39 protein-coding genes are annotated in these 19477 nt (G+C 70.7%); 10 read left to right on the top strand and 29 right to left on the bottom strand.

Features of this window, described 5'->3' with window-relative positions; translation table 11 throughout:
* Nucleotides 1-11 precede the first annotated feature (11 nt).
* From BJF79_RS43220 to BJF79_RS43165, 15 genes are all read right to left on the bottom strand, one after another.
* The gene (locus BJF79_RS43220) at nucleotides 12-446 is read right to left on the bottom strand and encodes a DUF1634 domain-containing protein (protein WP_075906201.1); all 435 of its coding nucleotides are present in this window, start codon (nucleotides 444-446) and stop codon (nucleotides 12-14) included.
* Nucleotides 447-511: 65 nt separating this feature from the next.
* Nucleotides 512-757, bottom strand: coding sequence for a hypothetical protein (locus BJF79_RS43215; protein ID WP_075906199.1), 246 nt, complete (start codon nucleotides 755-757; stop codon nucleotides 512-514).
* A complete protein-coding gene (locus BJF79_RS43210; RefSeq protein WP_075906197.1) occupies nucleotides 747-965 on the bottom strand; it encodes a hypothetical protein in 219 nt (72 codons plus the stop codon). The genes BJF79_RS43215 and BJF79_RS43210 overlap by 11 nt, the downstream gene beginning before the upstream one ends.
* A 131-nt stretch (nucleotides 966-1096) precedes the next feature.
* Entirely contained in the window at nucleotides 1097-1402 is a 306-nt protein-coding gene (locus BJF79_RS43205) for a hypothetical protein (RefSeq protein WP_143220887.1), read from the bottom strand.
* 191 nt (nucleotides 1403-1593) lie between these two features.
* Nucleotides 1594-2460 carry a hypothetical protein gene (locus BJF79_RS43200; protein ID WP_075906193.1) on the bottom strand — a complete coding sequence of 289 codons (867 nt, stop codon included), beginning with the start codon at nucleotides 2458-2460 and terminating at the stop codon, nucleotides 1594-1596.
* Nucleotides 2457-2777 (bottom strand): WhiB family transcriptional regulator, encoded by a 321-nt coding sequence (locus BJF79_RS43195; RefSeq protein WP_075906191.1) that lies wholly within the window; start codon nucleotides 2775-2777, stop codon nucleotides 2457-2459. Before BJF79_RS43195 ends, BJF79_RS43200 begins: the two co-directional genes overlap by 4 nt.
* 98 nt (nucleotides 2778-2875) lie before the next feature.
* Nucleotides 2876-3166, bottom strand: a complete 291-nt coding sequence (locus BJF79_RS43190) for a hypothetical protein (protein WP_075906189.1) — start codon at nucleotides 3164-3166, stop codon at nucleotides 2876-2878.
* Nucleotides 3166-3519 (bottom strand): hypothetical protein, encoded by a 354-nt coding sequence (locus BJF79_RS43185; RefSeq protein WP_158079461.1) that lies wholly within the window; start codon nucleotides 3517-3519, stop codon nucleotides 3166-3168. Before BJF79_RS43185 ends, BJF79_RS43190 begins: the two co-directional genes overlap by 1 nt.
* 17 nt (nucleotides 3520-3536) lie before the next feature.
* Complete coding sequence (locus tag BJF79_RS43180) at nucleotides 3537-4007, bottom strand: hypothetical protein (RefSeq protein ID WP_075906185.1); 471 nt, start codon at nucleotides 4005-4007, stop codon at nucleotides 3537-3539.
* Nucleotides 4004-4180, bottom strand: coding sequence for a hypothetical protein (locus BJF79_RS56620; protein WP_158079460.1), 177 nt, complete (start codon nucleotides 4178-4180; stop codon nucleotides 4004-4006). The genes BJF79_RS43180 and BJF79_RS56620 overlap by 4 nt, the downstream gene beginning before the upstream one ends.
* On the bottom strand, nucleotides 4177-4356 hold the full coding sequence (locus tag BJF79_RS43175; RefSeq protein ID WP_075906183.1) for a hypothetical protein: 180 nt from the start codon (nucleotides 4354-4356) through the stop codon (nucleotides 4177-4179). The genes BJF79_RS56620 and BJF79_RS43175 overlap by 4 nt, the downstream gene beginning before the upstream one ends.
* Nucleotides 4357-4453: 97 nt before the next feature.
* Nucleotides 4454-4582: a hypothetical protein gene (locus BJF79_RS64380; protein ID WP_262403448.1), complete on the bottom strand. Its 129-nt coding sequence runs from the start codon at nucleotides 4580-4582 to the stop codon at nucleotides 4454-4456.
* A gap of 132 nt (nucleotides 4583-4714) precedes the next feature.
* Entirely contained in the window at nucleotides 4715-4852 is a 138-nt protein-coding gene (locus BJF79_RS56615; RefSeq protein WP_158079459.1) for a hypothetical protein, read from the bottom strand.
* Nucleotides 4852-5070, bottom strand: coding sequence for an excisionase family DNA-binding protein (locus BJF79_RS43170; protein ID WP_158079458.1), 219 nt, complete (start codon nucleotides 5068-5070; stop codon nucleotides 4852-4854). The genes BJF79_RS56615 and BJF79_RS43170 overlap by 1 nt, the downstream gene beginning before the upstream one ends.
* A gap of 122 nt (nucleotides 5071-5192) precedes the next feature.
* Nucleotides 5193-6113, bottom strand: coding sequence for a helix-turn-helix domain-containing protein (locus tag BJF79_RS43165; RefSeq protein ID WP_075906179.1), 921 nt, complete (start codon nucleotides 6111-6113; stop codon nucleotides 5193-5195).
* Between the two features lie 153 nt (nucleotides 6114-6266).
* Here BJF79_RS43165 and BJF79_RS43160 point away from each other — a divergent pair, with 153 nt between their 5' ends.
* The 3 genes from BJF79_RS43160 to BJF79_RS43150 are packed head-to-tail and all read left to right on the top strand — an operon-like array spanning nucleotide 6267 to nucleotide 7324.
* Nucleotides 6267-6839: a DUF6879 family protein gene (locus BJF79_RS43160; RefSeq protein WP_075906177.1), complete on the top strand. Its 573-nt coding sequence runs from the start codon at nucleotides 6267-6269 to the stop codon at nucleotides 6837-6839.
* On the top strand, nucleotides 6811-7029 hold the full coding sequence (locus BJF79_RS43155; RefSeq protein ID WP_075906175.1) for a DUF397 domain-containing protein: 219 nt from the start codon (nucleotides 6811-6813) through the stop codon (nucleotides 7027-7029). Before BJF79_RS43160 ends, BJF79_RS43155 begins: the two co-directional genes overlap by 29 nt.
* Nucleotides 7022-7324 carry a hypothetical protein gene (locus tag BJF79_RS43150; RefSeq protein ID WP_075906173.1) on the top strand — a complete coding sequence of 101 codons (303 nt, stop codon included), beginning with the start codon at nucleotides 7022-7024 and terminating at the stop codon, nucleotides 7322-7324. Before BJF79_RS43155 ends, BJF79_RS43150 begins: the two co-directional genes overlap by 8 nt.
* Before the next feature lie 99 nt (nucleotides 7325-7423).
* On the opposite strand, the gene BJF79_RS43145 is transcribed toward BJF79_RS43150, so the two are convergent.
* Entirely contained in the window at nucleotides 7424-7630 is a 207-nt protein-coding gene (locus BJF79_RS43145; RefSeq protein WP_075906171.1) for a hypothetical protein, read from the bottom strand.
* A 37-nt stretch (nucleotides 7631-7667) separates the two neighbouring features.
* Nucleotides 7668-8060 (bottom strand): hypothetical protein, encoded by a 393-nt coding sequence (locus BJF79_RS43140; RefSeq protein ID WP_075906169.1) that lies wholly within the window; start codon nucleotides 8058-8060, stop codon nucleotides 7668-7670.
* A 1133-nt stretch (nucleotides 8061-9193) separates the two neighbouring features.
* On the opposite strand from BJF79_RS43140, the gene BJF79_RS56610 reads away from it, so the two are divergent.
* From BJF79_RS56610 to BJF79_RS54700, 3 genes are all read left to right on the top strand, one after another.
* Nucleotides 9194-9367 carry a hypothetical protein gene (locus BJF79_RS56610; protein WP_158079457.1) on the top strand — a complete coding sequence of 58 codons (174 nt, stop codon included), beginning with the start codon at nucleotides 9194-9196 and terminating at the stop codon, nucleotides 9365-9367.
* Nucleotides 9368-9620: 253 nt separating this feature from the next.
* The gene (locus BJF79_RS43135) at nucleotides 9621-10088 is read left to right on the top strand and encodes a Panacea domain-containing protein (RefSeq protein WP_075906167.1); all 468 of its coding nucleotides are present in this window, start codon (nucleotides 9621-9623) and stop codon (nucleotides 10086-10088) included.
* On the top strand, nucleotides 10072-10539 hold the full coding sequence (locus tag BJF79_RS54700) for a hypothetical protein (protein WP_143220886.1): 468 nt from the start codon (nucleotides 10072-10074) through the stop codon (nucleotides 10537-10539). Before BJF79_RS43135 ends, BJF79_RS54700 begins: the two co-directional genes overlap by 17 nt.
* Nucleotides 10540-10601: 62 nt before the next feature.
* On the opposite strand, the gene BJF79_RS43125 is transcribed toward BJF79_RS54700, so the two are convergent.
* From BJF79_RS43125 to BJF79_RS43110, 4 genes are all read right to left on the bottom strand, one after another.
* Nucleotides 10602-10868: a hypothetical protein gene (locus BJF79_RS43125; protein WP_075906162.1), complete on the bottom strand. Its 267-nt coding sequence runs from the start codon at nucleotides 10866-10868 to the stop codon at nucleotides 10602-10604.
* Entirely contained in the window at nucleotides 10861-11148 is a 288-nt protein-coding gene (locus BJF79_RS43120) for a hypothetical protein (RefSeq protein WP_143220885.1), read from the bottom strand. Before BJF79_RS43120 ends, BJF79_RS43125 begins: the two co-directional genes overlap by 8 nt.
* A 236-nt stretch (nucleotides 11149-11384) precedes the next feature.
* A complete protein-coding gene (locus tag BJF79_RS43115; protein ID WP_075906158.1) occupies nucleotides 11385-11873 on the bottom strand; it encodes a hypothetical protein in 489 nt (162 codons plus the stop codon).
* Nucleotides 11874-11958: 85 nt separating this feature from the next.
* Nucleotides 11959-12219 carry a hypothetical protein gene (locus BJF79_RS43110; RefSeq protein ID WP_075906156.1) on the bottom strand — a complete coding sequence of 87 codons (261 nt, stop codon included), beginning with the start codon at nucleotides 12217-12219 and terminating at the stop codon, nucleotides 11959-11961.
* A 100-nt stretch (nucleotides 12220-12319) separates the two neighbouring features.
* On the opposite strand from BJF79_RS43110, the gene BJF79_RS43105 reads away from it, so the two are divergent.
* Nucleotides 12320-12532, top strand: coding sequence for a hypothetical protein (locus tag BJF79_RS43105; protein ID WP_075906154.1), 213 nt, complete (start codon nucleotides 12320-12322; stop codon nucleotides 12530-12532).
* Between the two features lie 158 nt (nucleotides 12533-12690).
* Here the strand turns inward: BJF79_RS43105 and BJF79_RS43100 are convergent, their stop codons facing one another.
* From BJF79_RS43100 to BJF79_RS52275, 6 genes are all read right to left on the bottom strand, one after another.
* Nucleotides 12691-12921: a hypothetical protein gene (locus BJF79_RS43100; RefSeq protein ID WP_075906152.1), complete on the bottom strand. Its 231-nt coding sequence runs from the start codon at nucleotides 12919-12921 to the stop codon at nucleotides 12691-12693.
* Entirely contained in the window at nucleotides 12918-13274 is a 357-nt protein-coding gene (locus BJF79_RS43095) for a hypothetical protein (protein ID WP_075906150.1), read from the bottom strand. Before BJF79_RS43095 ends, BJF79_RS43100 begins: the two co-directional genes overlap by 4 nt.
* Complete coding sequence (locus BJF79_RS43090; RefSeq protein WP_075906148.1) at nucleotides 13274-13540, bottom strand: hypothetical protein; 267 nt, start codon at nucleotides 13538-13540, stop codon at nucleotides 13274-13276. Before BJF79_RS43090 ends, BJF79_RS43095 begins: the two co-directional genes overlap by 1 nt.
* Nucleotides 13541-13544: 4 nt before the next feature.
* Nucleotides 13545-13742 carry a hypothetical protein gene (locus BJF79_RS43085; protein WP_075906146.1) on the bottom strand — a complete coding sequence of 66 codons (198 nt, stop codon included), beginning with the start codon at nucleotides 13740-13742 and terminating at the stop codon, nucleotides 13545-13547.
* Nucleotides 13743-13827: 85 nt separating this feature from the next.
* Nucleotides 13828-14484, bottom strand: a complete 657-nt coding sequence (locus tag BJF79_RS43080) for a helix-turn-helix domain-containing protein (protein ID WP_075906144.1) — start codon at nucleotides 14482-14484, stop codon at nucleotides 13828-13830.
* A 133-nt stretch (nucleotides 14485-14617) separates the two neighbouring features.
* Nucleotides 14618-16348: a SpoIIE family protein phosphatase gene (locus BJF79_RS52275; protein WP_083734667.1), complete on the bottom strand. Its 1731-nt coding sequence runs from the start codon at nucleotides 16346-16348 to the stop codon at nucleotides 14618-14620.
* A gap of 100 nt (nucleotides 16349-16448) precedes the next feature.
* Here BJF79_RS52275 and BJF79_RS43060 point away from each other — a divergent pair, with 100 nt between their 5' ends.
* Nucleotides 16449-17246, top strand: coding sequence for an SAM-dependent methyltransferase (locus BJF79_RS43060; protein ID WP_075906136.1), 798 nt, complete (start codon nucleotides 16449-16451; stop codon nucleotides 17244-17246).
* A gap of 52 nt (nucleotides 17247-17298) precedes the next feature.
* Here the strand turns inward: BJF79_RS43060 and BJF79_RS43055 are convergent, their stop codons facing one another.
* Nucleotides 17299-17748, bottom strand: coding sequence for a hypothetical protein (locus BJF79_RS43055; RefSeq protein WP_075906134.1), 450 nt, complete (start codon nucleotides 17746-17748; stop codon nucleotides 17299-17301).
* A gap of 193 nt (nucleotides 17749-17941) precedes the next feature.
* The gene (locus BJF79_RS64375) at nucleotides 17942-18364 is read right to left on the bottom strand and encodes a DUF4239 domain-containing protein (protein ID WP_262403447.1); all 423 of its coding nucleotides are present in this window, start codon (nucleotides 18362-18364) and stop codon (nucleotides 17942-17944) included.
* 131 nt (nucleotides 18365-18495) lie between these two features.
* Between BJF79_RS64375 and BJF79_RS64370 the strand changes: the two genes are divergently transcribed.
* Nucleotides 18496-18702: a hypothetical protein gene (locus tag BJF79_RS64370; RefSeq protein ID WP_262403446.1), complete on the top strand. Its 207-nt coding sequence runs from the start codon at nucleotides 18496-18498 to the stop codon at nucleotides 18700-18702.
* A gap of 433 nt (nucleotides 18703-19135) precedes the next feature.
* The coding region (locus tag BJF79_RS43045; RefSeq protein ID WP_316043563.1) for a lysine 5,6-aminomutase subunit alpha TIM-barrel domain-containing protein at nucleotides 19136-19477 on the top strand (342 nt) is incomplete at its 3' end.

The raw sequence follows: 19477 nt of genomic DNA, 5'->3' as shown, positions 1-19477 counted from the left end.
TTCCTTTCGGGTTAGAGGACCCAGGCCAGTGGTGGGACCTGGGCGAGGAGAACGATGAGGACGATGAGCGCGATCAGGCGGGTGCCGCGTTCGGCAGCCCACGCGACCCCGTAGGCGAGGCCGACGACGGGGAGTGCGATGAGGAGCGCGTACGCCTGCCCGACCCGCCGGGGTGCACCGCCGTCGCGGGTCCAGTCGCCGCGGGCCGCGTACGCCCACACGTCGCGGAGCGCGGGCCGGTCGGTGGACCAGATGTCGGGCGGGGAGAACCCGGCGGCGATCCCCCGGATCCCGTCACCCTTCGTGACCTCGGGGGCGTCGTTGGCCTTCTCGAAGTCGGGTGCACTCGGGGGTTGCGACTGTGCACTCTCGTCGCTATCCTCGCGCGGGCGCCCGCGGGGGCGCGCGTTGACTCCCGGGTCGGTCGAGTCAGCCGGACTGTGCACTGCACTGTGCACTGCATCCGCTCCCCCGTACGTGCGCGGGTCGCGCGGGTGACCGTGAGTGGCCGTCACTGCTGCTGCTCCTTTCCGCGGAAGAGCCGGTCGGCCGTCTCGATGAGGTGGGTGACGGCGGTCTCGGCGGTGGTGTGGTCGGGGTGGATCGCGAGCGCGGACCGCAGGTACTCGGCGGCGAGCGCGACCCGCTGCTTGGGGTCGTGGGCCTGGGCGAGGCGGATGTTCAGTGCGGCGCGGCGCCGCTCCGGCCGGGCGGTCCGGACGAGCGGGGTGCTCGTCCCGCGGCGCTTACCGGCCATTGCCGTGCCTCCTCATCCGCCAGCCCACCGCGACGCCGGCCGCGTAGGCGAGGACCAGGGCGCACCCGGTCGCGTAGAGGACCTTCTGGACGGTGAACACTTCGATGGCCAGTACGGTCGTGGCCACCCCCGCGAGTGCCCACTTGCCGCCGAACCGCCATCCGGCCGTGGTGGCCATGTCCACGCCGGTGGGCTCATCGGTGTTCATCCGGGCGTGGCCAGTGCCGTGACCATCGGTGGACTTAAGCGTGTGTCCACTGGTGGGCTCACCGGCGTGGTCACGCCCCTGGCCCTTGACGCCGTGCCCATGAGTGGGCTTACGAGTGGACTCTCGGGTGGTCACTGCCCCACCGCCTTGCGGACCATGGGACGAACGTTCATCTCGTCGAGGAGCTCCCGGACGATCCGACGGTTCACGCGGATCGCCTCCGCGAGGGGCTTCACCTGGGGCTCGCCGCCGCCGTTGTCGTAGTGCTCCTTGAGGGCCTTCTGCAGTTCGGTGCGGATCTGGTCGCGGGTGCGGCGCTTGGCCTTGCCGCCCGTGTTCGTGTTCGGCTGGCTGGTGGCGGGATCGGTGGTGACCACGGGGCTGGGCTCACCGGTGGGCTCAACCTTGTGCTCAGCAGCCGGAGCCGGGATGGGCATCGGCTTCCCCGTGGACTCACGGTGGCCACTGTCGATGTGGTCACCCGTGGACACAGGCGTGGGCTTCTGGAGGCTCAGGGGGGTGGGCCCAGCGGTGGTGACGAGAGTGGCCATCGGGGTGGGCCCAGGGGTGGCGACGGACGTGGGCTCAGTCGGATGGACACTCGGGGTGAGCTCCCCTACCGGGGTGGTCATTGCGGTGTCCACCTGGTGGCCACTGGAGCTGGACATTGGCGTCTGCTCACCAGTTGACCCAGCCGAGAAGCTCTTGGTGGGCACCTCGGCGGCCGGGGCTGAGAACAGGTCCTCGCCGCTCGCGATCTTTCGGAGGTCGCTCTCGTCGTCGCCGGTGACCATGCTGGCCTGCTGCCGCGCGGACGCGCGAACGTGTCCGCGACGATGTAGGAGAAGAACGCGAACGCCGCCGCCCCCGCGGCACAAGTGGCACCGATGATGTTCCCGCCGTGAACGTTCGCGACCATGGACGCCACCAGCGGCGCGACCATCAACGACCACAGCGCCACGTCCTGCCAGCGCTTGATCTTCCCGCCATGCTGGGAGAGCTCCGACTTGGCCAGGATCACGATCGTGGCGAGGCCAGTGAGCCCAACCTCCGCGATGTATCCGGACCCTGCGGGAATGCTCTCGTACTTGGTGGTGAGGTGCTCGAGGCCGCGGGCGGACCCGAACGCCAGCACGATCGACGTCGCGAGGGACACGTGCATGTAGCGGGTCCGGCTCGCGTAGAGGGCCCGAACTGACTTGGCCGGCGACGACGCCTCGCGCGCCTGCTGCAGCGACTCGAGGGCCTTCTCAGCGTGTTCGGCGCGGTTCTCCTCAACGCGGATCTTGCGGAGGTCTCGGCGGTCGTCGGCCTTGAGGATCTTCCGGTGTCGGCTGTCGCGCAGCTCGGTGGCGAACGACCGGACGGCCGGGTTGGTGCGGGGGTCGATGAGCAATTCCTGCCCGCCGATGCGGGCGAGGGCAGCGGCCTGCTCGGTCTGCTCCTCGACGGAGGACACCACGCTGGCGTCCTCGCGCTTCCAGTAGATCTTCACGCGGCCACCTCCTGCCCCTGACCACGCAGGCGACGCAGCGCCCGGCGCTCCTTCTCGGACGTGCCGCCCCAGATGCCGAACCGCTGGTCGGTGTCGAGGGCGAACTCCAGGCACTCGGCGCGGACCTCGCAGCCGCGGCAGACGTTCTTGGCGGCTCGGGTGGAGGCGCCCTTCTCGGGGAAGAACGCGTCGGGGTCGGTCTCGGCGCACAGTCCGCGGGTCTGCCACGGCACCTGGTCCTCGACTGCGGCGAGGCCGATGGCGAGCGGCGGCCCGGACGCGACCGGGGTCACTCGGCGGATCTGACGGGCGGTCATGGTTGGCTCCTAGTAGGGCATCGGGCGCCCGGACGGGGTCCGGGTGTCCGGCTTCGGCTTGGTGGGTTTGCGCGGCGGGCGCGGGCGGCGCACCTGCGTCACGGGTACTCACCCGGTCCGAAAGCGGCGGCGAGGGACCTGAAAGCGGCCTCCTCCCGGACCGGGAGGCGGATCGCCAGCGACTCGGGGTGCAGGGCCGGTTGGGTCTCGCGCAGCGGCTCGAGCACGGTGCAGCGGGTACACGACCGGGCGGCGGTTCCGGTGACGACCGGGAGCCGCACCTTCCACCGGTGATCGCATTCCCACGGCGGGGTGTGGCGGCGGAACCGTGCGGCGGCCGTCAGGATCGGGGTGGTGATGGCGTCGAGAGCGATGCTGAGGAAGAACATCAGCCGGTCACCTCCCGGCGGTCGTTACCGAGAACGGCGACGAAGAACAGACGCCGCCAGGCGGCGCCGTAGTCGCGGAGCCACTGCTGCGTGGAGGCGTGCCATTGCTCGTCGACGGCGATGTCGTCGAGGTTCGGCGCGACACCGAACAGCGCGACCCAACGGGCGATGTACTGCTGCCACCGTGCGCAGGTCGCGTTGCGGCAGAAGCACGGGACGACCGGGTGGGCCGGGGCCTGGAGCGGCTTGGTGATCCGGCAAGGCCGGCACATCAGGTGCACGGTCGCCGGGCGGCGCCCCTGCCCGTCGTCGAGGGCCAGGCGCCAGACGTGGCGGCCCTTGATACGGTGCATCGCGCGGAGAACGAACCTCACCGGAGACCACCCCGTTCCCGGATCTCCGCGGCGGCCTGGTCGACGGCTGCGGTCGCCCGGACCGCGAAGTGGCGCCCGCGGACGAACTGGGCCTCGCCGTCGCGGATCACGGACTCGAAGTCGTGGAACGTGCGGACGGTCTGCTCGCCGGTCGCTCCGGGCTGCGGGGTCGTCAGCCGCACCGCGCCACCGACGAAGTGGAACCCGTAGGGCACACCGTCGCGGACGTCCGCGTTCGGGTCGTACCTGAACTCGATCACGAACCGGAACTCGTGACCCCGCTTGGTGGTGTGCCCTTCGATGATCAGGGCGGGCTTGGTCGGGTCGTCGCCGCGGAGCTCGTCCTGCGTGGACGTGATCCCGTACCGCTCGAGCCAGCTGAGGAGCGCGAGCTCACCCATCTGGTACTCGACCGTTTCGACACCGCGGCGGGTGCGGACCTTGAAAGGGATGATGCCGTTGCTCATCGGGTGACCTCCCGGTTGATGTCGGCGGCGGGCACGGCGTGGCCGTAGGCGCAGCGCCACCGGATCGGGCCGCCTTCGAGGGCGCACTCGGGGTGCACGGGGCAGTGGGTCGGGGGACGCGTTGAGGTGCTCGGCTGCCGGGCCGGGGCGGGCGCCGTGGGGGCGGTGTTCACTTGACCACCGCCAGGTGCGGCGTCGCGTCGAGGCGGTCCGCGATGCTGCGGAACACGGCGTCGAGGTCCGCGGCGTCGTCGCGGGGGGCGGGCAGCCCGGCGGGCCGCTCGTACGCGGTCGCGGAGATCGTGACGCCGGCGTACATGCCGCCCTGCTCGATGGTGCGGACGGACACGTCGCGCCGGTGATGCCGTGCTGCTCGAGCAGCGCCGCGATTCCGGCGGACAGCGCGGCCGTGTCGAGCACGGGCCGCTCGGGCATGAGCGCCGCGGTCACTTCTTGTCGCCCTTCGCGGTCTTGTCGCCCTTGGCGAGCTGGGGGTAGCCGCGGCCCTGCTTGCCCCACATGCCGTGGGTCGGGGCGGTCGCGGTGCCGCCGCTGCTGCTACGGTTGTCGCTCACGGATCTGCACCTTCCTTTGCTGGTGGTTGGGTCCTTCAGCCCCGCCCGGCGCTGCTATCGCCGCGGCGGGGTTCTTGTGTCTGGGGCCTCCGCCGCCCCGAGCGGGGGCCGTGTCCGGGACGGCGGAGGAGATCACTTGCGCCGCTCCCGCTTCGGGAAGACGGTGCGCCACGCGTTCACGCAGGCGCGGCCCCAGTAGTCGCCGAGCGAACGGGCGATCTGCTGGACGTGCTCCTCGGCGCGCGGTTGCTCGGTGGTGGGCTCGTTCATCACGCCGCCCCCTGTCGGGAGGCGATCCAGGCGGCGGCGAATTCTTCGACGATGACTCGCCGACCTGACCGGACCTCGTTGAGGAGCGCCTCGACGAAGGGGCGTGAGACCCGGTAGGTCCGCCCGAATTGGAGGCCGGGGAAGTCGCCAGCCTCGAGTGCGCGGCGGATGGTCATTTCGCTGACGTCGAGAGCGGCGGCGGCTGCCTTGATCGGCATGAGGTCCGCGCTGGCGCGGGTTCTGGTGCCCGTGCCTCTCTGTCGGCTCCTGTCGCTCAGGGCGCTCACGCGGCTCTCGGTGTGCTGCATACCCATGAGACTAAGTCGCGACTAGTCGTACGTCAATCGGTATCGCGACTAATCGCAGATACAAAGAAGCCCCGCACCAGGTCGGTGCGGGGCTCGTACAGCGTTCGATCAGTCGCGGGCAGAGTGTCCATCAACCGACGCGTAAGAGACATGGCCTCATCGCCAACGATGGCCTCGTCCAGCAGGCGCGAGAACACTCGCCGATAGCTGGCTACCGTCTCCTCGTCATCCCTGCGTCCGTCCTCGTGGTAGGTCTCCACGAGGACGAACGGCCGGTCCCCGTGGTCGAAGATCGTGAACCCGTTGAGCTGCAGCATCTCAGCCTGACGGTCCTGCGGCAGGATCCCGATCGTCACGTTCGGCAGGGTTGCCACCGACATCACGCGGTCGAGTTGCGCGCGCATCAATGCTGGCGGCCCGGGCCGCCAGCGGAGCGCCCCCTCGGTCAAGACGAACTCGAACCGCTTGCTGACGTCGTAGAGCAGCGTCTGCCGCTCCAGCCTTCTGGCCACAGCATCGGCGGTCTTGTGCTCGTTGTCCGGGTCGATCAACATCAGTACCCGCCGTGCATAGTCGGCGGTCTGCAGCAGCCCGGACACCGCCGACGGCTGAAAGTTGTGCACGGACGTGCTTCCGGCCTCGACGTCGCCGATGTAGGCATTGCGGTCAGCGAGGGATCCGCGCCGCGCGGACCAGTCCTTCGACTCTGCCGCCAGCTCGGTCGCGAGGTCGACAATGCGTGCGGTCGTGTCTTCGTCAGCGCCGGCCGCCCGTGCCCATTTCTCCACGTCGCTGGGTGAAAGGAGAGTGCCGCCGCGCTCTGACTTCGACACCTTCGACTGCGACCACCCATGGGGTTGACCGAACCGGGCGGCGGACAAACCGGTGCCTTCGCGGAGCCTTCTCAGCTCGCGGCCCAGATCTCGCTGGGCTTTCGTCGGCTTGGAGGTCATGGCGCGTGGTGCCTTCCGTCGGGATGCCGCCATGCTAGTCCCGCAGGGACGAACAACCCATCGTTAGCGCGACTAGTCGCGGGAAAAGGGTTCCCACGTGGCGCGCTGCGGGCTAGCGTGGCGGGAGTCACCCAGCTCCCTGAAGGCTCTGTCATGGCTCTACTCACTCCAGACGAGTTCGCGACCGAGTTCGGCAAGTTCACGCGCTCGGCGTTCCGTCTTGAGCTCTTCGACCACTACGTCGCCTCGAACGAGACCGAGCCCTTCCGCCTGTTCCTCAACGGAGAGATCCCCTCTCCCGAGTGGCGGCAACCGTGGCAGCGCCTCGTCCGCGGCAAGGTCGCGGCCGGCGCCACTATGGCGCGCGTGCATGTGGTCACCGAACCCCTGACCGACTACACGCTGTTCGAACTCACCTGCGCCTACCCCGCCAGCGTCGCGGCGGGGGAGGACATCCGCGTGCTGCCACGTCACCGCACGCGCGAACTGGACCTGCCCGACACTGACTTCTGGCTGCTCGATGACCGCGTCGCCGTCATGCACTACGACCGACATGGCAACTGGTTGAGCGTCGACTTGCACCGTGCCCCGGACATGGCGCTGCGGTACGAACAAGCCCGAAACGCTGCCATGGCGGCAGCCTCTCCGCTCGCCCTCTACCTCAATGAAATCGCCCACCGCACTGAGGAGCACCAGCATGGATGCCACCACCGTCGAGCGTCTTAAGTCCGCCGCCTTCCGCAAGGCTGGCGGGAGCGGAGACATCGGCTGCGTCGAAGTCGCCTTTGTGGAAGACGCAGCCGGCGTCCGCGACTCGTACGACCGCAGCGGCCCGATGCTGGCGTTCACCGCGCCCGCGTGGGTCACGTTCACGACCGCTGTCCGCACGGGACGGTACGACCTGAGCCGTGGCTGAAGAGGGCGTCACGACGATCCGAACTCTGGTCAACATGCTCACTCTGATGTCGTCCGCGCTGCCCGACGGGCTGGAGACTCGGGTCGAGTTCGGCATCTGCGACGGCGAGAACCTCCAGATGGTCGACAAGGTCGATCTGAGCGACTACACCACCGTGACTGAGGACGGCCGTGAAGAGGAGACCGTGGTGGCGTTCCGCGGGCATGCGCATCCGGGGCAGTCCCCAGGGCGGTTGCTGCAGGGCGTGACGGCCGACGCCGACGAGCAGATGCACCGCCTCGTCGAGGACGACTGACTCGGCGCACTCCCGCAGCTACCGCGTCGACGTCAACGGAGCGCGTCCGTTGCCCTGAGGCCCGCATCCTCGACCGGAGGATGCGGGCCTCTCGCATGCCTACGTCTTCAGTCCGCCTCTCTCCCACTCGCGGACCTGGTTGGGGCTGAGCTGCCCGGCTTGAACGGTCGCGGCTACGAGCGCGAGCTGGGCGTGGACCTGGGCGCGTTGGAGACGGCTCGCGTTCGCGGGGTCATCTTTGTTGCGGTTGACCTTGTCGAGGAGCCGTTGGGCTTCCGCGTAGTGGTCTGGGCCGCTCGTCACCATGCTTGTGGGCCTTCCGGTGAGGGGTCTGCGCCAGGGGTCAGGACGGCGGTGAGGCCGGCTGCGCGGTTGTTGGTGGAGTGCTGGGGCTCGCTGGCGGTGGGTTGTTGTGGCCGGGGACGGGTTTGGGCAGGCCGGTGACGCACGAGTCCACGAAGAACTGCCGGACCTGGGCACGCCATTCGGTAGATGCGCCACCGCCGTCGATGTCGGAGGGGATGTCGTCGTCGGCGAGCCCGTCGTAGGTCGCGCCGCAGCGTTTGGCGTCGATGTGTGCGCCTTGGGCGGCGAGGAGCTTATGGGTTTCGGCGCCGCGGTTGGCGATTTTGCGTAGGTAGGTCATGCGTTCGTCGTACGACGCGGCGCAGGCGGTGAGGGTGAAGGTGAGGGTGAGGAGCGCGGCTGCGGCTGCGGGGGCGGGTTGCGGTTTCACGGCGTGGTTGTGCCCGTCTGTGGTGGGTGGGTCACGGGGGCGGCCAGTTGCGGCAGGTTGCCGCGACTACGTCGAACGCGGGTTGACGGATCAGTCAGATGGGGGCTCGGGAACCAGTGGTGCTCCCGTGACGGCGTGGCGCTGATTCGCCCGCTAAGCGCCGAAGGGGCGTGGGGTCTATATCGCCTACGGGTCGGCGGGGGTTTGGCGCTCCTCGTTGATTCTGGCGCGCTCTGGGCGTTGTCCTTCGCCGTCGAGGGCGAGTTTCGGCGAGGCTCGCGCGGTCGATGCGCAAGAAAGATCTTGGGGTAAGGGGAACAGGGGAAAGGGGAGTCCGTAGTTACTACCGTTACGTTCCCCTCTCCCCTAGAAGGGTCGGCGAAGGGTTCCGCTAACCCTTCGGCGAACCCCTGCGCTAACCCTTAGCGGAACCCCTGAGTCTTGTCACTGACCTGCGAATACGTGACCAGGGTGGCGCTGCCGCTGGCTGGAACGGGGGGCGGTGCCGCGCGGGTCATCGGTGCAGGTCTCACCTGAGGTTTTCCACAGGCCGCGAGCCCTCGACGTAGTGACGCACCCCCTTCCATTGGGGGTGCTGGCGGGGCTACTGGAGGGGTTCCGCTAACCCTTAGCCGAACCCCTCCGCTAACCCTTAGGAGCGGCCCTCACCTGCATAAACGTCGGCGGGCGGTTGCCTCTGCGGCGCAGTCGCGAGCAGGCTGCGGCCTGCACGTCCGCGGTTGGCCGGTTGCGCTTCGCCTGGTTGCTGGTGTGCGAGGCCAGGTCGAGGCGGCGCATTGCCCGGGCAAACGCCCTGATCGGGGCTGTGAGGAGGGTCCCGAGGGGAGTAGCGGCAAGGGTTAGCGGAACCCTTAGCGGAAGGGTTCCGCTAAGGGTTCGGGCAGCCCAGACGTGGAGAGCCCCGGTTCGGTTGGCGGGGCGTCCGCCTTCGGTCGTTCCTGCTGGTTGAAGCCCGAACGGGTGGGGCGTTGTCCCACACTGTCGTTCCACTCGACAGGAAGGGGCGCCATGGGGCAGCCGCAGGACCCGGGCCAGCAGTATCAGCAGGGGCCGATGCCGCCTCCGCCTCCGCAGCCTCAGGTGGTGTACGTGCAGGCGCTGCGCCGCAGGCCGTGAGCGCCAAGCGCGGGATGTCGTTCGCCGGGCACGGCTTCAACTGGACCCTCACGTTCTGGACGTGCGGGATGTGGCTGCCGATCTACGGGTGCTGGTGGGCGACGGTCCGGTCCTGGCAGGTGTGGCGGAACTGGAGGAACCACAGGAAGCACTACAAGGTGTACGGCTGATCGCTTGGGTCGTAGTCAGAGTGCGGGCGGCCGGTTTGCGGCGGGATGTCACACGCACGTTGGAAGGTCTGCGTGAAGGGTTGGTCTCGTCTCGCCAAACACCCGACGTACACGGTCCGTCTGCATGTAGTAACGAAGCGTTGCGGTTCGTGGGCACGTTCAACGAACCGTTACCAACCAGTAAGGACCAGATATGCACATCCGTTCCCCCCAACGGGTACGAATAAGGACAGGGGAAGGAGGGGGCACGCACATGGCCGCGATCAACGACGTCGCCGCATACATCCTGCAGAAGCGGGGTCCTATGTCGGCGATGAAGCTGCAGAAGCTCTGCTACTACGCCTACGGCTACCACCTCGCGTGGGAGGAGCGTCCCCTGTTCCCCGAGCGGTTCGAGGCATGGGCCAACGGGCCTGTCAGCCCACTGCTGTACCGGCGGCACCGCGGCCGGTTCCAGCTCGCCGCCGGCGACATCTCAGGTGAGCCCGCCGCGCTGGACGAGGGCGAGCGGGAGTCGGTCGAACTCGTCCTAGACGGCCTGGGCGAGTTCGATGCCCATCAGTTGTCGGCCATGACGCACCGGGAAGGCCCGTGGGTGAGCGCCCGCAACCGCGCTCGCGTGGGCCCGATGGAGCGCAGCAGCGAGGAACTCACCGACGAGGAAATCGGCGAGTACTTTGACGCGCTCACCGCCGCTGACGCCCATGGGCAAGAAGGCTAAGCTTCGCCCCTCGCCGGAAGTAGTTCGTAAGCCGCTGCCGCGGTGCCTTTCGGGTGTCGCACATGACGGCGAGGGCGATCATCATCCGCTGTGGCGGCTGTCGTTGCTGGACGCCGAGTACGACGGTGAATGGCATTGGCGGGTTGACCGGTCGACGAGCGCGATGCTGGTGCGGTTCCTCAGCGATATGGAGCGGCTGACCTGGCGGGAGATCTGGGATCAGCGCACGCACAGCAAGCGGCGGGACAGCCAGAAGCACAAGTGGATCCCGGTGACCAGCCTGGTGAAGACAGCGCAAGATCGGCTTGCTGAGTTGCGGTTGGACGAGTTCGAGGAGATGTTCCGGTTCCGGGTCGGCAACATGGGCCGACTGTGGGGTGTGCTGTCGGAGGAGTCACCACGGGTGTTCTACGTGATCTGGTGGGACCCGGAACACAAGATCTGCCCGTAGCTGCGAAGACAAGGCGCTCTCCCGCAGCACAAGCGGGAGAGCGCCTCCTCGGTGAGGTTGCTCTACAGGATGACCTGTTCTCCGACAATGTCGCCGTTGTGGCCTTTCGCTATGACACGGACTTCCGACCAGGTGAGGGCGTTCCGCAGGGTGTTCGCCGCGACCCATGCCTGGTGGTGGTCGGTGAACCAGTAATCGCCGCCGTGACGCATGGTGCCGATGCCGTCAGGGGCTGGCTGCCGCGGGATCCAGGTGGAGCCGTCCCGAGACGACTGGACCTGGAACGCGGCGGCATCTCGGATTCGGAATCCGGTCGACTGGTCACCCATGGGTGCTCTTCTCGGTGGTGAGTCGCCAGCGCATGGCGCCGTCCCACGCTCTCCACCACGAGTCCTTGTAGAACAGGTCGGGGCGGCCACGGTTGACGGTGCGGTCCTCGTAGGCGACCTGGATGTAGATCCCTTCCGCCTCGACGACGCGGCCAAGGTGTCGGCGTCCTCCTTCGAGCGGGGTTCGGGTGGCTTCGTCGTGCTCGACAACGAGCACCGCCTCACCGACCTTCAGTGCGACGTGGTGGGCGCGGACAGCGTGTGGGTCAGGAGCAGCCATCAGCCGTCTCCTCCTCGTCGACGGCACTCCAGGTCCTGCCGCCGTCCCGAGAAACCATGACCGTGCCGCCGTGCACCTTCTGGTGGGCGCGGGCACCTGCGAGGGTGAGGTCGAATCCGGTCCCGTAGCCTGGTGGTCGACGTCGTAGATCGGGGTTCGGTCTGCCATAGGTCTCCTCCGTGTTGGTCTGGCGCTCCGTGGGACGGCCCGGGGTGCCGGGCCGCCCGGACGCAACGTCAGCCCTGGTAGCGGGCCGGGACCAGGTCGGGCCGCACCGTCCGGAGCGCGTCCAGCCACACGTGCGGCGCCCGCCCGTAGACGATGCCGATGGCGTTCTGCGCGTCGATCGCGTGCAAGCCGGCCAGCGGGGCGCCCGGCCGGATCAGCTTGGCCGCGGGCTCGGCCACGTCGCTGGGCGCGGCCTGCAGCATCCGCCGCGCGTCGCTCACGGTCAGCTCGTCGCAGATCGCGACGAGCTCGGCCTTGGCGAGCGGCTTGCCGGCGGGCGGGTCGGCCAGCAGCAGGGTCACGTACTCGGGGGTGGCGGTGGCCTCGCGGCCCCGGTCGATGTCCAGCGCCCAGAAGCGCCGCTGCGTGGGGAGGTGCGTGACCTCGCAGCGCCCGCCGGTCAGGTAGTACGTCCAGGTGCCGCAGGTGGAGCGCCCGCCGTAGACGGCGGAGCGGTGCTCCCAGGGGGTGAAGGGGGTGAGGGTGATCGTGGGCATGGGGTTCTCTCTTTCTGGCCTTCGGTGGGCCGGTGGTCTGGCGTCCTGCACTGGGCCCATGCGGGGGTGGGCCCACTGCGGACCGTCAGATCCGGTCCCGGACCTGGCCGCAGAACCAGGCGGCCGGGGAGTCCGCCTGCTCGACCAGCCAGTCCGCGAGGCCGTCGTCGATGTCACTGGCGATCGCCTTGACCGTGGCCGTGACGTCGTCGGCGGTGGCGTCCTTGCAGAGTCGGGCGGCGACTTCGAGCGGGTCGGTGTCGGCGAGGATCGCGTCGGCGACGTCGCTGTCGAACGAGTCGCGGATTTCGGTGGCGAGGTGTTGGGTGGCTTGGAGTGCACACATGAAGATCCCCAGGGCAGAGCGGGTATGTGGTTAACCACAATGTAGGTTGGTAGCATGCGACGCGCAACCCCTTGCGGTTAACCACATAGAGGAGATGGCCATGGGTGACGCCGACCGGCACAACAACAAGCACGTCATCGGCGTCCGAGGCGGCTCCAAAGAACTCGCCGAAGCCGTCCGCGAGCGAGCGAAGACCGCCGACCACGGCGACCTCTCGGCGCTGACGATCCGCTTCTACCGCTGGTACCTGCGCGAAGAAGGCGTGACGCTTCCACATCGCCCACCCAAGCCGGAAACCGAGCAAGGGGAGTAGGACGCGCCGGGTGCAGGCCCCCGGTTCCACCCGGGGTTGGACGGGTCTTCGGGGCCGTCATGACGGTGCCCCTCCCCGGCCTTGGCTGCCCCTTCGCGCCTCCCGAAGGTCATCGGCATAGAGGCAGGGCTGGCTTTGACACCCGGCGGCGAGCTCGTTCACCTACCGCGCGGCTGCGGCAGGGTGACCTTGAGGTACTGCATGTCGCCGCCGCTACGAGCCTGGTAACGGCGGACCTTCCACGCGTACCGTCCGAACGGAAGTGACTGCCCGAGGGCGGCGAGGAACGCGTCGACGTCCTCGGCCGCGCCGTGGACACGAACCTCAACGGTGCCCGCCGCGGGCGGCGGCTGCTCGCGCCAAGGCCGGCGAGTCGAAGCGGCGGTCACGTCTCGTCCCCCTCGGTGGTGACGGTCGCCCAGACGCCTACCTCACCGCGGTGCCCGCGCCAGCCGTCGGGAGCGGCCGCTCGGAGGTACACGGAGCCGGAGTCGGAGCTGGTCTCGGACTCGTTCGCGGTCTCCAGACCGAGAGCGGTCACCCACGCCCAGAACACGCGGCGGCGCTGGCCATCCGGGATCCCGTAGAGGTCCCCGACCACGGCGTACTCGGTGACCCGCCACGTGAGCGGCGGAAGCTGGTGCTGCTGCCCGACTTTCAACACGTCGCCGAGCAGGGCGTAGCGCTGCATCTGCCAGCGGCGCAGGTCCGCGTCGGTGATCGGGCCGAGAAGGGTGGACATCAGGGCTCCTCAGGGAGAGGGAAGAGGGGAAGGTGCTGGACGGACTCGTCGAGCTCGAATTCGATGCCGGGGTCTTCGGCGCGGGCCTGCTCGAGCCAGCCGGCGTGGAGGGCGCGGGTGTTGACGATCGCGCGTTCGATGCCGACGCCGTGGTTGACGCCGCCGCATGCCTTGCACACGCATTCGTCGTGTTTGGCGTCGTAGCAGAGGGCGTCGCAGTGCCCGATGATGTCTCCGCCGCGGCGGACGATCAGCAGCGACGCCATGCCGTTACTTCTTCGGCGTGCGGGACGCTTCGACGAGGCCGCTGCAAGCCTGCTTGGCGTGTGCGATTACCTCGTCCAGCGTTTCGGCGGCGTCCACGTAACGGCCTTGGGCGATCAAGGCCACGGCGTCCTGGGCGGCATCTGCGGCCCGGCCGGCGGAGCGCTCGGCGGCCAGGGCACTGTGCCCGGTCGTGGTTCTCACAGCATCCCCCTCAGCGCGGCGAGGGGAAGCAGCAGGGACCACGCTGCTGCAGCCAGTGTGATCGCCTGGACGCGGGCTCGGACGTTCATTGGGTCGCCTCCTGGGCGGTTGGGAGTTTGGTAAGCGGCGACTGGTGCCCCTTCGGGGTGGACCTGACCACCGCCCAGTCGATGTCATCTCGCTGCTCGACGGCGGTGAGGTCCCGGGCCCGGTACAGGGCGACGTTCTCGTGACGCTGGTAGATGCTCCGGCCGTAGCGGGCGGGGGAGAGGTACCCGGCGCGGACGAGGTGGTCGAAGTCGGCGCGGCGTATCTGGAGCCGTTCGGCGGCTTCGTCGCTCGTGAGGAGTTCACCGTCGCGCTGGGCGGTGATCGCGGCTGCGGTGTCGGTGAACGCCTCGAGGGAGTGTCCGCAGTAGAGGGGGTGCCCCTTGAAGTCCCCGACGATGGTGAGGCGCCCGCGGGCGGCGAGTTCAGGGATCGCGTCACAGGTGATGGTGATGCCGAGCCGGGCCGAGATGACTTCTGCGGCGCGGACGGCACCGAGGTCGGGGATCGTGCCGGCGACCGCGCGGATCTCGTCGATCTGGTCCTTGAGTTCCGTGGCGACTGCGGCGGACCAGCGGCCTTTGCTGCGGTCGGGGTCGCCGATGATGCCTGCGGCGCGGGCCCGGTCGAACTGGAACCGGTCGATGCCGAGCTGGTCGCAGAGTTGGACGGGGCCGTAGTGGCCGTCGGGCATGCGGTCTCCTCCGCAAGGTCAAGACGCTTACGGAGTTATGTTCGTGGACGCGTTCCGCAACGGCCAGATCCCCGGCCTGTGACGCGCCGCCGCGGGCCCGGCCGGTCCGGCCGGCCCGGCGGTGCCCGCGGTGTCAGCGCGGTTCGGGGCTGACGAGCAGCAGCGCGATGTCGTCCTGGCCCTGCTGGTCGGCCAGCAGGGCCAGGGTTCCGTCGGCGGTGTCCTCCAGGGAGCCGCCCGCGGTGTGCGAGGCGACCAGCGCCGACGCGAGCCGCGCGATGCCCTCCTCGATGTTGCGCAGGCGGCTCTCGACGAGCCCGTCGGTGTAGAAGGCCAGGACGCCGCCGGGCGGCAGGACGGCCGACACCTGCTCGTACTCGGCGGGGTGCGCGGGGTCGGCCACGCCGAGTGGGAGGCCGTCGGCGACGGCGAAGTGCCGGGCCGTCCCGTCGGGGAGGGTGACCAGCGGCGGCGGGTGCCCGGCGCACGCCAGCTCGCAGCGCAGCGTCGCCGGGTCGCACACCAGGCACAGGCAGGTGGCGAACTGGGCGGCGTCCAGGTCCTGGGCGATGGCGTCGAGGCGGGCCAGCACTTCGGCGGGCGGCAGCTCGCAGCTGACGAGGGTGTGCGCGGCGACGCGCAGCTGGCCCATGGCCGCGGCGGCGGTGACGCCGTGCCCGACCGAGTCGCCGATGACGATCGCGACGCGTTCGTCCGGCAGCGGCACCACGTCGTACCAGTCGCCGCCGACCGCGGCGCGGGCGGGCCGGTAGCGGTGCGCGATCCGCAGGCCGGGCGGGACGGTGACGCGGGTGGGCAGCAGCCCGGCCTGCAGGGCGGTCGCGGTGCGGTGCTCGCGGCGGTACAGGCAGGCGTTGTCGATGCCGGTGGCGGCGCGGGCGGCGAGTTCGGCGGCCAGGGCGGCGTCGGCGGGCCCGAAGGGCGCGCGGCCGTGCTTGCGGCTGAACACCGCGTAACCGAGGGCGCGGCCGCGGGCGGTGAGGGGGACGGCCAGCAGCGACGTGTGGTCCAGGACGCCGTCGACGAGGCGTCCGGTGCGGCGGGCGAGGCTGTCCAGGGCGTCCTCGCCGCCGAACTCGACGGTGCGTCCGGTGGCGACGCAGCGGGCGTAGGGGGTGGCGGGCGGGTGGACGACGACCTCGCCGGCGGGGAACGCGGCGGCCCAGTCGCCGGGGTCGTCGTCGGCGAACGCGACGGCGAGGCGGCGGACGACGATCGAGCCGTCGTCGCGGGCGCGGCCGGGGGCGTGTCGTCGTCGGCCAGGCGGCGTTCCAGGACGTAGATGGCGCCGGCATCGGCGAAGCGGGGGACGGTGACGGCGACGATCTGGCGGGCGGTGAGGGTGAGGTCGAGGGTGGAGCCGATGCGGCTCCCGGCCTCGTTCAGCAGTTCCAGGCCGCCCGCCCACGGGGGTGCGACGGTGAGCGCGACGAGCGTCCGGCCGGATGTGGCCGTGCCGGATGCGGCCGTCGCGGCGGCGCCCGGCGCGGTGCCGGGCGCGGTGGTGAGGGCCTGGCAGGTGGCGCGGACCCCGTCGACCGCGACGCCGTGCACGGCGCTGACGTCGAAGGTGACGTCGTCGGGGGTGCCCGCGAACAGCGGGAGCGTTCCCGTCCAGGGTCGGCCGACGCGGCCTGCGCGACGGCGGCGGCGAGCGCGCGGCGGCGGCCGGGCTGCGCAGGAGCGCGGGCAGGTCGGTGCCCAGGGCCTCGGCGGCGGTGCGGCCGAACAGGCGCGCGGCGCCGTCGCTCCATCCGGTGACGGTGCCGCCGGTGTCGAGCAGGACGGTCGCCGGGTCGAGGGGGTCGGCTGAGTCCGGTGGGGCTGCGGGGTGCTCGGTCATCGAAATTCACAAGTCCCGTGTGGGGGGTGGTGCGGGAGGAGCGGCGTTACGCTGGGGTCGCCCTGCGGCCGCAGCCCCTCCGTTGGCATGGGAGACGTGCATGGACCCCGAGCGGATTCCACCCGAAGTCGACAGTCGGAGACCAAGCGTTGCACGGGTGTACGACTTCCTGCTGGGCGGAGCGCACAATTTCGCGTCGGATCGTGACCTGGCGACCGGTCTCCTGCGGGTGGAGCCGCAAGCCCGGGAACTGGCGCACGCGAACCGGGCGTTCCTGCGCCGCGCGGTCCGCACGGTCGCGGAGGCGGGCGTGGACCAGTTCGTCGACATCGGCTCGGGCATCCCCACGCAGGGCAACGTGCACGAGGTCGCGCAGGCGGTGAACCCGGACGCGCGGGTGGTGTACGTCGACAACGACGACGTCGCGGTCGCGCACAGCCGCACGATCCTGGAGGGCGACGATCGGGTCGCGGTGATCCAGGCCGACATGCGGCGTCCGGCGGAGATCCTGTCCGATCCGCTGCTGACGGAGCTGGTCGATCTGTCGCGTCCGGTGGCGTTCCTGCTGGTCGCCGCGCTGCATCTGGTCAAGGAGGAGGAGCGGCCCGCGGAGATCGTGGCGGCGCTGCGCGAGGCGTCGGTGCCGGGCGGCCACCTGGTGCTGTCGCATCTGACCCACGACGCGCGGCCGGGGAAGGCCGCGGCGATCGGCAAGCTGTACGACCGGGCGACGTCCCCGGCGGTGGCCCGGTCGCACGACGGGATCCTCGGCTTCTTCGACGGGTGGGACCTGCTGGACCCGGGGCTGGTGTACGTGCCGTCGTGGCGTCCCGAGGAGGGGGAGGTCGACTCCCCGGAGCGGTTCCTGGTGTTCGGCGGCGTGGGCCGCAGGCCGTAGCCGGGACGGGCGCGGTGCGCCCGTCCCGGCCGGTGGGCGACAGGGGCGGGGGTCAGCGGGCGAACGCGACGGCCGTCCCGGCGCTGACCACGACGGCGATGACCACCAGCACCAGCGAGGTGCTCAGCGGGTCGCGGCGCTGCGGCTTCTCGTCGGCGGCGCGCTGCACCGTGTGGTGCACGACCTCCTGCGACGGCGACGGCGAGGGCTGGGCCGCGGTGGTGCCTGCCGTGCGGGCGGAACGATCGCGGCGGGCCGCGGCGCGGCGCGCGGCGACGTCCGCGCGGGGGGCGGCTGCGCCGGTGCCGGTGTCCCGGGCGGGGCCGGGGACGGTTCGGCGGGCGGTTCCTGCGCCGGGGACGCCGGGGCGGACGGCGGCGTGACCGGCGGGGTGGCCGGGGGCGCGGGCGGCGAGGGTTCGGGTTCCGGCTCGTCCGGCGGCGCGGGTTCGGGCGCCGGGGGCTCGGCGGTCGGCGGCTTCGGGGCGGGCGGTCGCGGGCATCCCGGGGGATGGCCGACGTGCACCTCGACTTCCCCTCCGACGCAGATGCTGATGCCGCCGGGCGGCCCGGGCTCGGCGTGCAGGGCCGGTGCGGCCGGTGCGGCCGACGCGGGGGGCGCGGCGGCCAGCGTGAGGGCGCCGGCGGCGCGCCCTGCAGGATGAGGGCGGGCAGGATCAGGACGCGGCGCAAGGGTCATCCACCTCCGTCGATGCGTTGGAGTTCGGCCTGCAGTTCGACGAACGCGTCCGGCCCGACGGCCATGGCCCCGTCGAACGGGTGGGCGATGTCGATGGTCAGGTACGTCCCGGCGGCCAGCAGCGCGGCCATGAGCGCCAGCGGGACGAGCGCCGCGCCGCGCGGCGCGGCCCCGGCCAGGAACGGCAGCAGCACGACCACGGCGCCGGTGAGGATCGTGACGACCGTGAGCCCGGCGGGCGGCGCGCTGCGGGCGTCCATGGCGCGCTGGTTGCGGGCGGCGGCGACCTGCCCGATGCCGTCCAGGACGGCGGCGCGGGCCTCGCGGAGCTCGTCGGTGTCGGCTTTCAGCGCGATGACGTCGCGGCGGACGCGGTCCAGCAGCGTCCATCCGGCGGGGGTGAGCCGCCCCTCGGCCATGAGGTCCCATTCGGGGTCGCGGACGGTGTCGACGTAGGCGCGCAGGCCGCTGCGGACGCCCGTCGCGCTGGTCGGCGGGCAGGCGCGAGGCCGCCCAGTAGGTTTCGGCGATCGCCTGCGTCTCGGTGTAGGTGCCGGCGCGGGCGGCGTCGGCGGTCGTCCAGGGCACGATGACGGCGATGGCGAACGCCAGCAGGAACAGCGCCGACAGCATCGCCCCGGCGTGCGAGACGGTGGCGCCGTCGGGGGAGGCGTCGTCGGTGGCGCGGCGGGTCCGCCGGACCAGCACGCTCGCGACGGCGACCACGCCGACGGCACAGGCCGCCGCCGCAAAATAGACGATCATGCCCCTCCAGCGGGTTCGGTTCGGGGGCGGTTCCGCACCCGGAACCGCCGACACTGGCCGTGATTTTAAGGTCACGTTGAGTGCGGGTGGGGGATGTTCGGGAAAGTCGCCGAAAGGGTCACGCGCAGGTCAGGTGACCGCCCGGTCGGGCAAGGGGGCGGTGCCCGCGGGGAAGCGGAACGGGGGCGGTGCGGGGTTCCGCCGCCCGGTGGGGAAGGTGTAGGGGAACGGTGTGCGGACGGGCGCGGCGACGGCACGGCGACGGTGCCGTGACGAAGCGGCGGCGAAGCGGCAACGAACCGGAATCGATCGGACTTCTTGCGGATTTCGGTCTCGATGCCGGAAGATCTTCCGTAGACCGCGCGAAGTGAAGGACGATTGTTCGGTCCGGCCCGTGAGGGGCGGCAGCGTGAGGGGAGACGGCGATGGCGCCGCACGGAAAACTCGATCTCGATCCCGAGGCGGTCCGCACCGCCCGGAGGCTGGCCGCCCGCGCCGCCGAGCCGATCATCGCGATGGCCCGCACGCACACCACCGTCTCGGTCGAGCGGGCCCTGCTGCGCCTCGCCGGGCTCGCCGGCGCCGACGACGGCGGCCGCCCCTGGGCCAACCACCTCGCCGACACCGTCCGCGACCAGGTCGGCCTCGAACACGGTGTCGCCCTGCCCGTCTGGGACGCGCTGCTGCGCGGCCCGCACGGCACCCTCGCCGACCTCGCCGCGGCCGCCGCCCGCGGCGGCGTCTCGTTCCGGCTGCCCGCCGGAGCC

Origin of the sequence: Actinomadura sp. CNU-125, from assembly GCF_001942465.1 — a bacterium.
GTDB lineage: Bacteria > Actinomycetota > Actinomycetes > Streptosporangiales > Streptosporangiaceae > Spirillospora.
Note: the sequence above shows the minus strand (reverse complement) of the source record. Positions and strands in the feature narration are given on the sequence as shown.

Bases quoted from the DNA above. Each gene is read 5' to 3' on its own strand.
- BJF79_RS43185 (WP_158079461.1), bottom strand. From the start codon at position 3,519: ATGCACCGTATCAAGGGCCGCCACGTCTGGCGCCTGGCCCTCGACGAC.
- BJF79_RS43190 (WP_075906189.1), bottom strand. From the start codon at position 3,166: ATGTTCTTCCTCAGCATCGCTCTCGACGCCATCACCACCCCGATCCTG.
- BJF79_RS43090 (WP_075906148.1), bottom strand. From the start codon at position 13,540: ATGGCGTCGCTGCTGATCGTCCGCCGCGGCGGAGACATCATCGGGCAC.
- BJF79_RS43105 (WP_075906154.1), top strand. From the start codon at position 12,320: ATGGGTGACGCCGACCGGCACAACAACAAGCACGTCATCGGCGTCCGA.
- BJF79_RS43055 (WP_075906134.1), bottom strand. From the start codon at position 17,748: ATGCCCGCGACCGCCCGCCCCGAAGCCGCCGACCGCCGAGCCCCCGGC.
- BJF79_RS43095 (WP_075906150.1), bottom strand. From the start codon at position 13,274: ATGTCCACCCTTCTCGGCCCGATCACCGACGCGGACCTGCGCCGCTGG.
- BJF79_RS43210 (WP_075906197.1), bottom strand. From the start codon at position 965: ATGAACACCGATGAGCCCACCGGCGTGGACATGGCCACCACGGCCGGA.
- BJF79_RS43135 (WP_075906167.1), top strand. From the start codon at position 9,621: ATGGCCGCGATCAACGACGTCGCCGCATACATCCTGCAGAAGCGGGGT.
- BJF79_RS43165 (WP_075906179.1), bottom strand. From the start codon at position 6,113: ATGACCTCCAAGCCGACGAAAGCCCAGCGAGATCTGGGCCGCGAGCTG.
- BJF79_RS43145 (WP_075906171.1), bottom strand. From the start codon at position 7,630: ATGGTGACGAGCGGCCCAGACCACTACGCGGAAGCCCAACGGCTCCTC.
- BJF79_RS64375 (WP_262403447.1), bottom strand. From the start codon at position 18,364: ATGGCCGAGGGGCGGCTCACCCCCGCCGGATGGACGCTGCTGGACCGC.
- BJF79_RS43180 (WP_075906185.1), bottom strand. From the start codon at position 4,007: ATGAGCAACGGCATCATCCCTTTCAAGGTCCGCACCCGCCGCGGTGTC.
- BJF79_RS56615 (WP_158079459.1), bottom strand. From the start codon at position 4,852: ATGAACGAGCCCACCACCGAGCAACCGCGCGCCGAGGAGCACGTCCAG.
- BJF79_RS43120 (WP_143220885.1), bottom strand. From the start codon at position 11,148: ATGGCTGCTCCTGACCCACACGCTGTCCGCGCCCACCACGTCGCACTG.
- BJF79_RS43205 (WP_143220887.1), bottom strand. From the start codon at position 1,402: ATGCCCATCCCGGCTCCGGCTGCTGAGCACAAGGTTGAGCCCACCGGT.
- BJF79_RS52275 (WP_083734667.1), bottom strand. From the start codon at position 16,348: ATGACCGAGCACCCCGCAGCCCCACCGGACTCAGCCGACCCCCTCGAC.
- BJF79_RS43110 (WP_075906156.1), bottom strand. From the start codon at position 12,219: ATGTGTGCACTCCAAGCCACCCAACACCTCGCCACCGAAATCCGCGAC.
- BJF79_RS43080 (WP_075906144.1), bottom strand. From the start codon at position 14,484: ATGCCCGACGGCCACTACGGCCCCGTCCAACTCTGCGACCAGCTCGGC.
- BJF79_RS43170 (WP_158079458.1), bottom strand. From the start codon at position 5,070: ATGCCGATCAAGGCAGCCGCCGCCGCTCTCGACGTCAGCGAAATGACC.
- BJF79_RS43115 (WP_075906158.1), bottom strand. From the start codon at position 11,873: ATGCCCACGATCACCCTCACCCCCTTCACCCCCTGGGAGCACCGCTCC.
- BJF79_RS43125 (WP_075906162.1), bottom strand. From the start codon at position 10,868: ATGGGTGACCAGTCGACCGGATTCCGAATCCGAGATGCCGCCGCGTTC.
- BJF79_RS43060 (WP_075906136.1), top strand. From the start codon at position 16,449: ATGGACCCCGAGCGGATTCCACCCGAAGTCGACAGTCGGAGACCAAGC.
- BJF79_RS43195 (WP_075906191.1), bottom strand. From the start codon at position 2,777: ATGACCGCCCGTCAGATCCGCCGAGTGACCCCGGTCGCGTCCGGGCCG.
- BJF79_RS43215 (WP_075906199.1), bottom strand. From the start codon at position 757: ATGGCCGGTAAGCGCCGCGGGACGAGCACCCCGCTCGTCCGGACCGCC.
- BJF79_RS43155 (WP_075906175.1), top strand. From the start codon at position 6,811: ATGGATGCCACCACCGTCGAGCGTCTTAAGTCCGCCGCCTTCCGCAAG.
- BJF79_RS54700 (WP_143220886.1), top strand. From the start codon at position 10,072: ATGGGCAAGAAGGCTAAGCTTCGCCCCTCGCCGGAAGTAGTTCGTAAG.
- BJF79_RS43160 (WP_075906177.1), top strand. From the start codon at position 6,267: ATGGCTCTACTCACTCCAGACGAGTTCGCGACCGAGTTCGGCAAGTTC.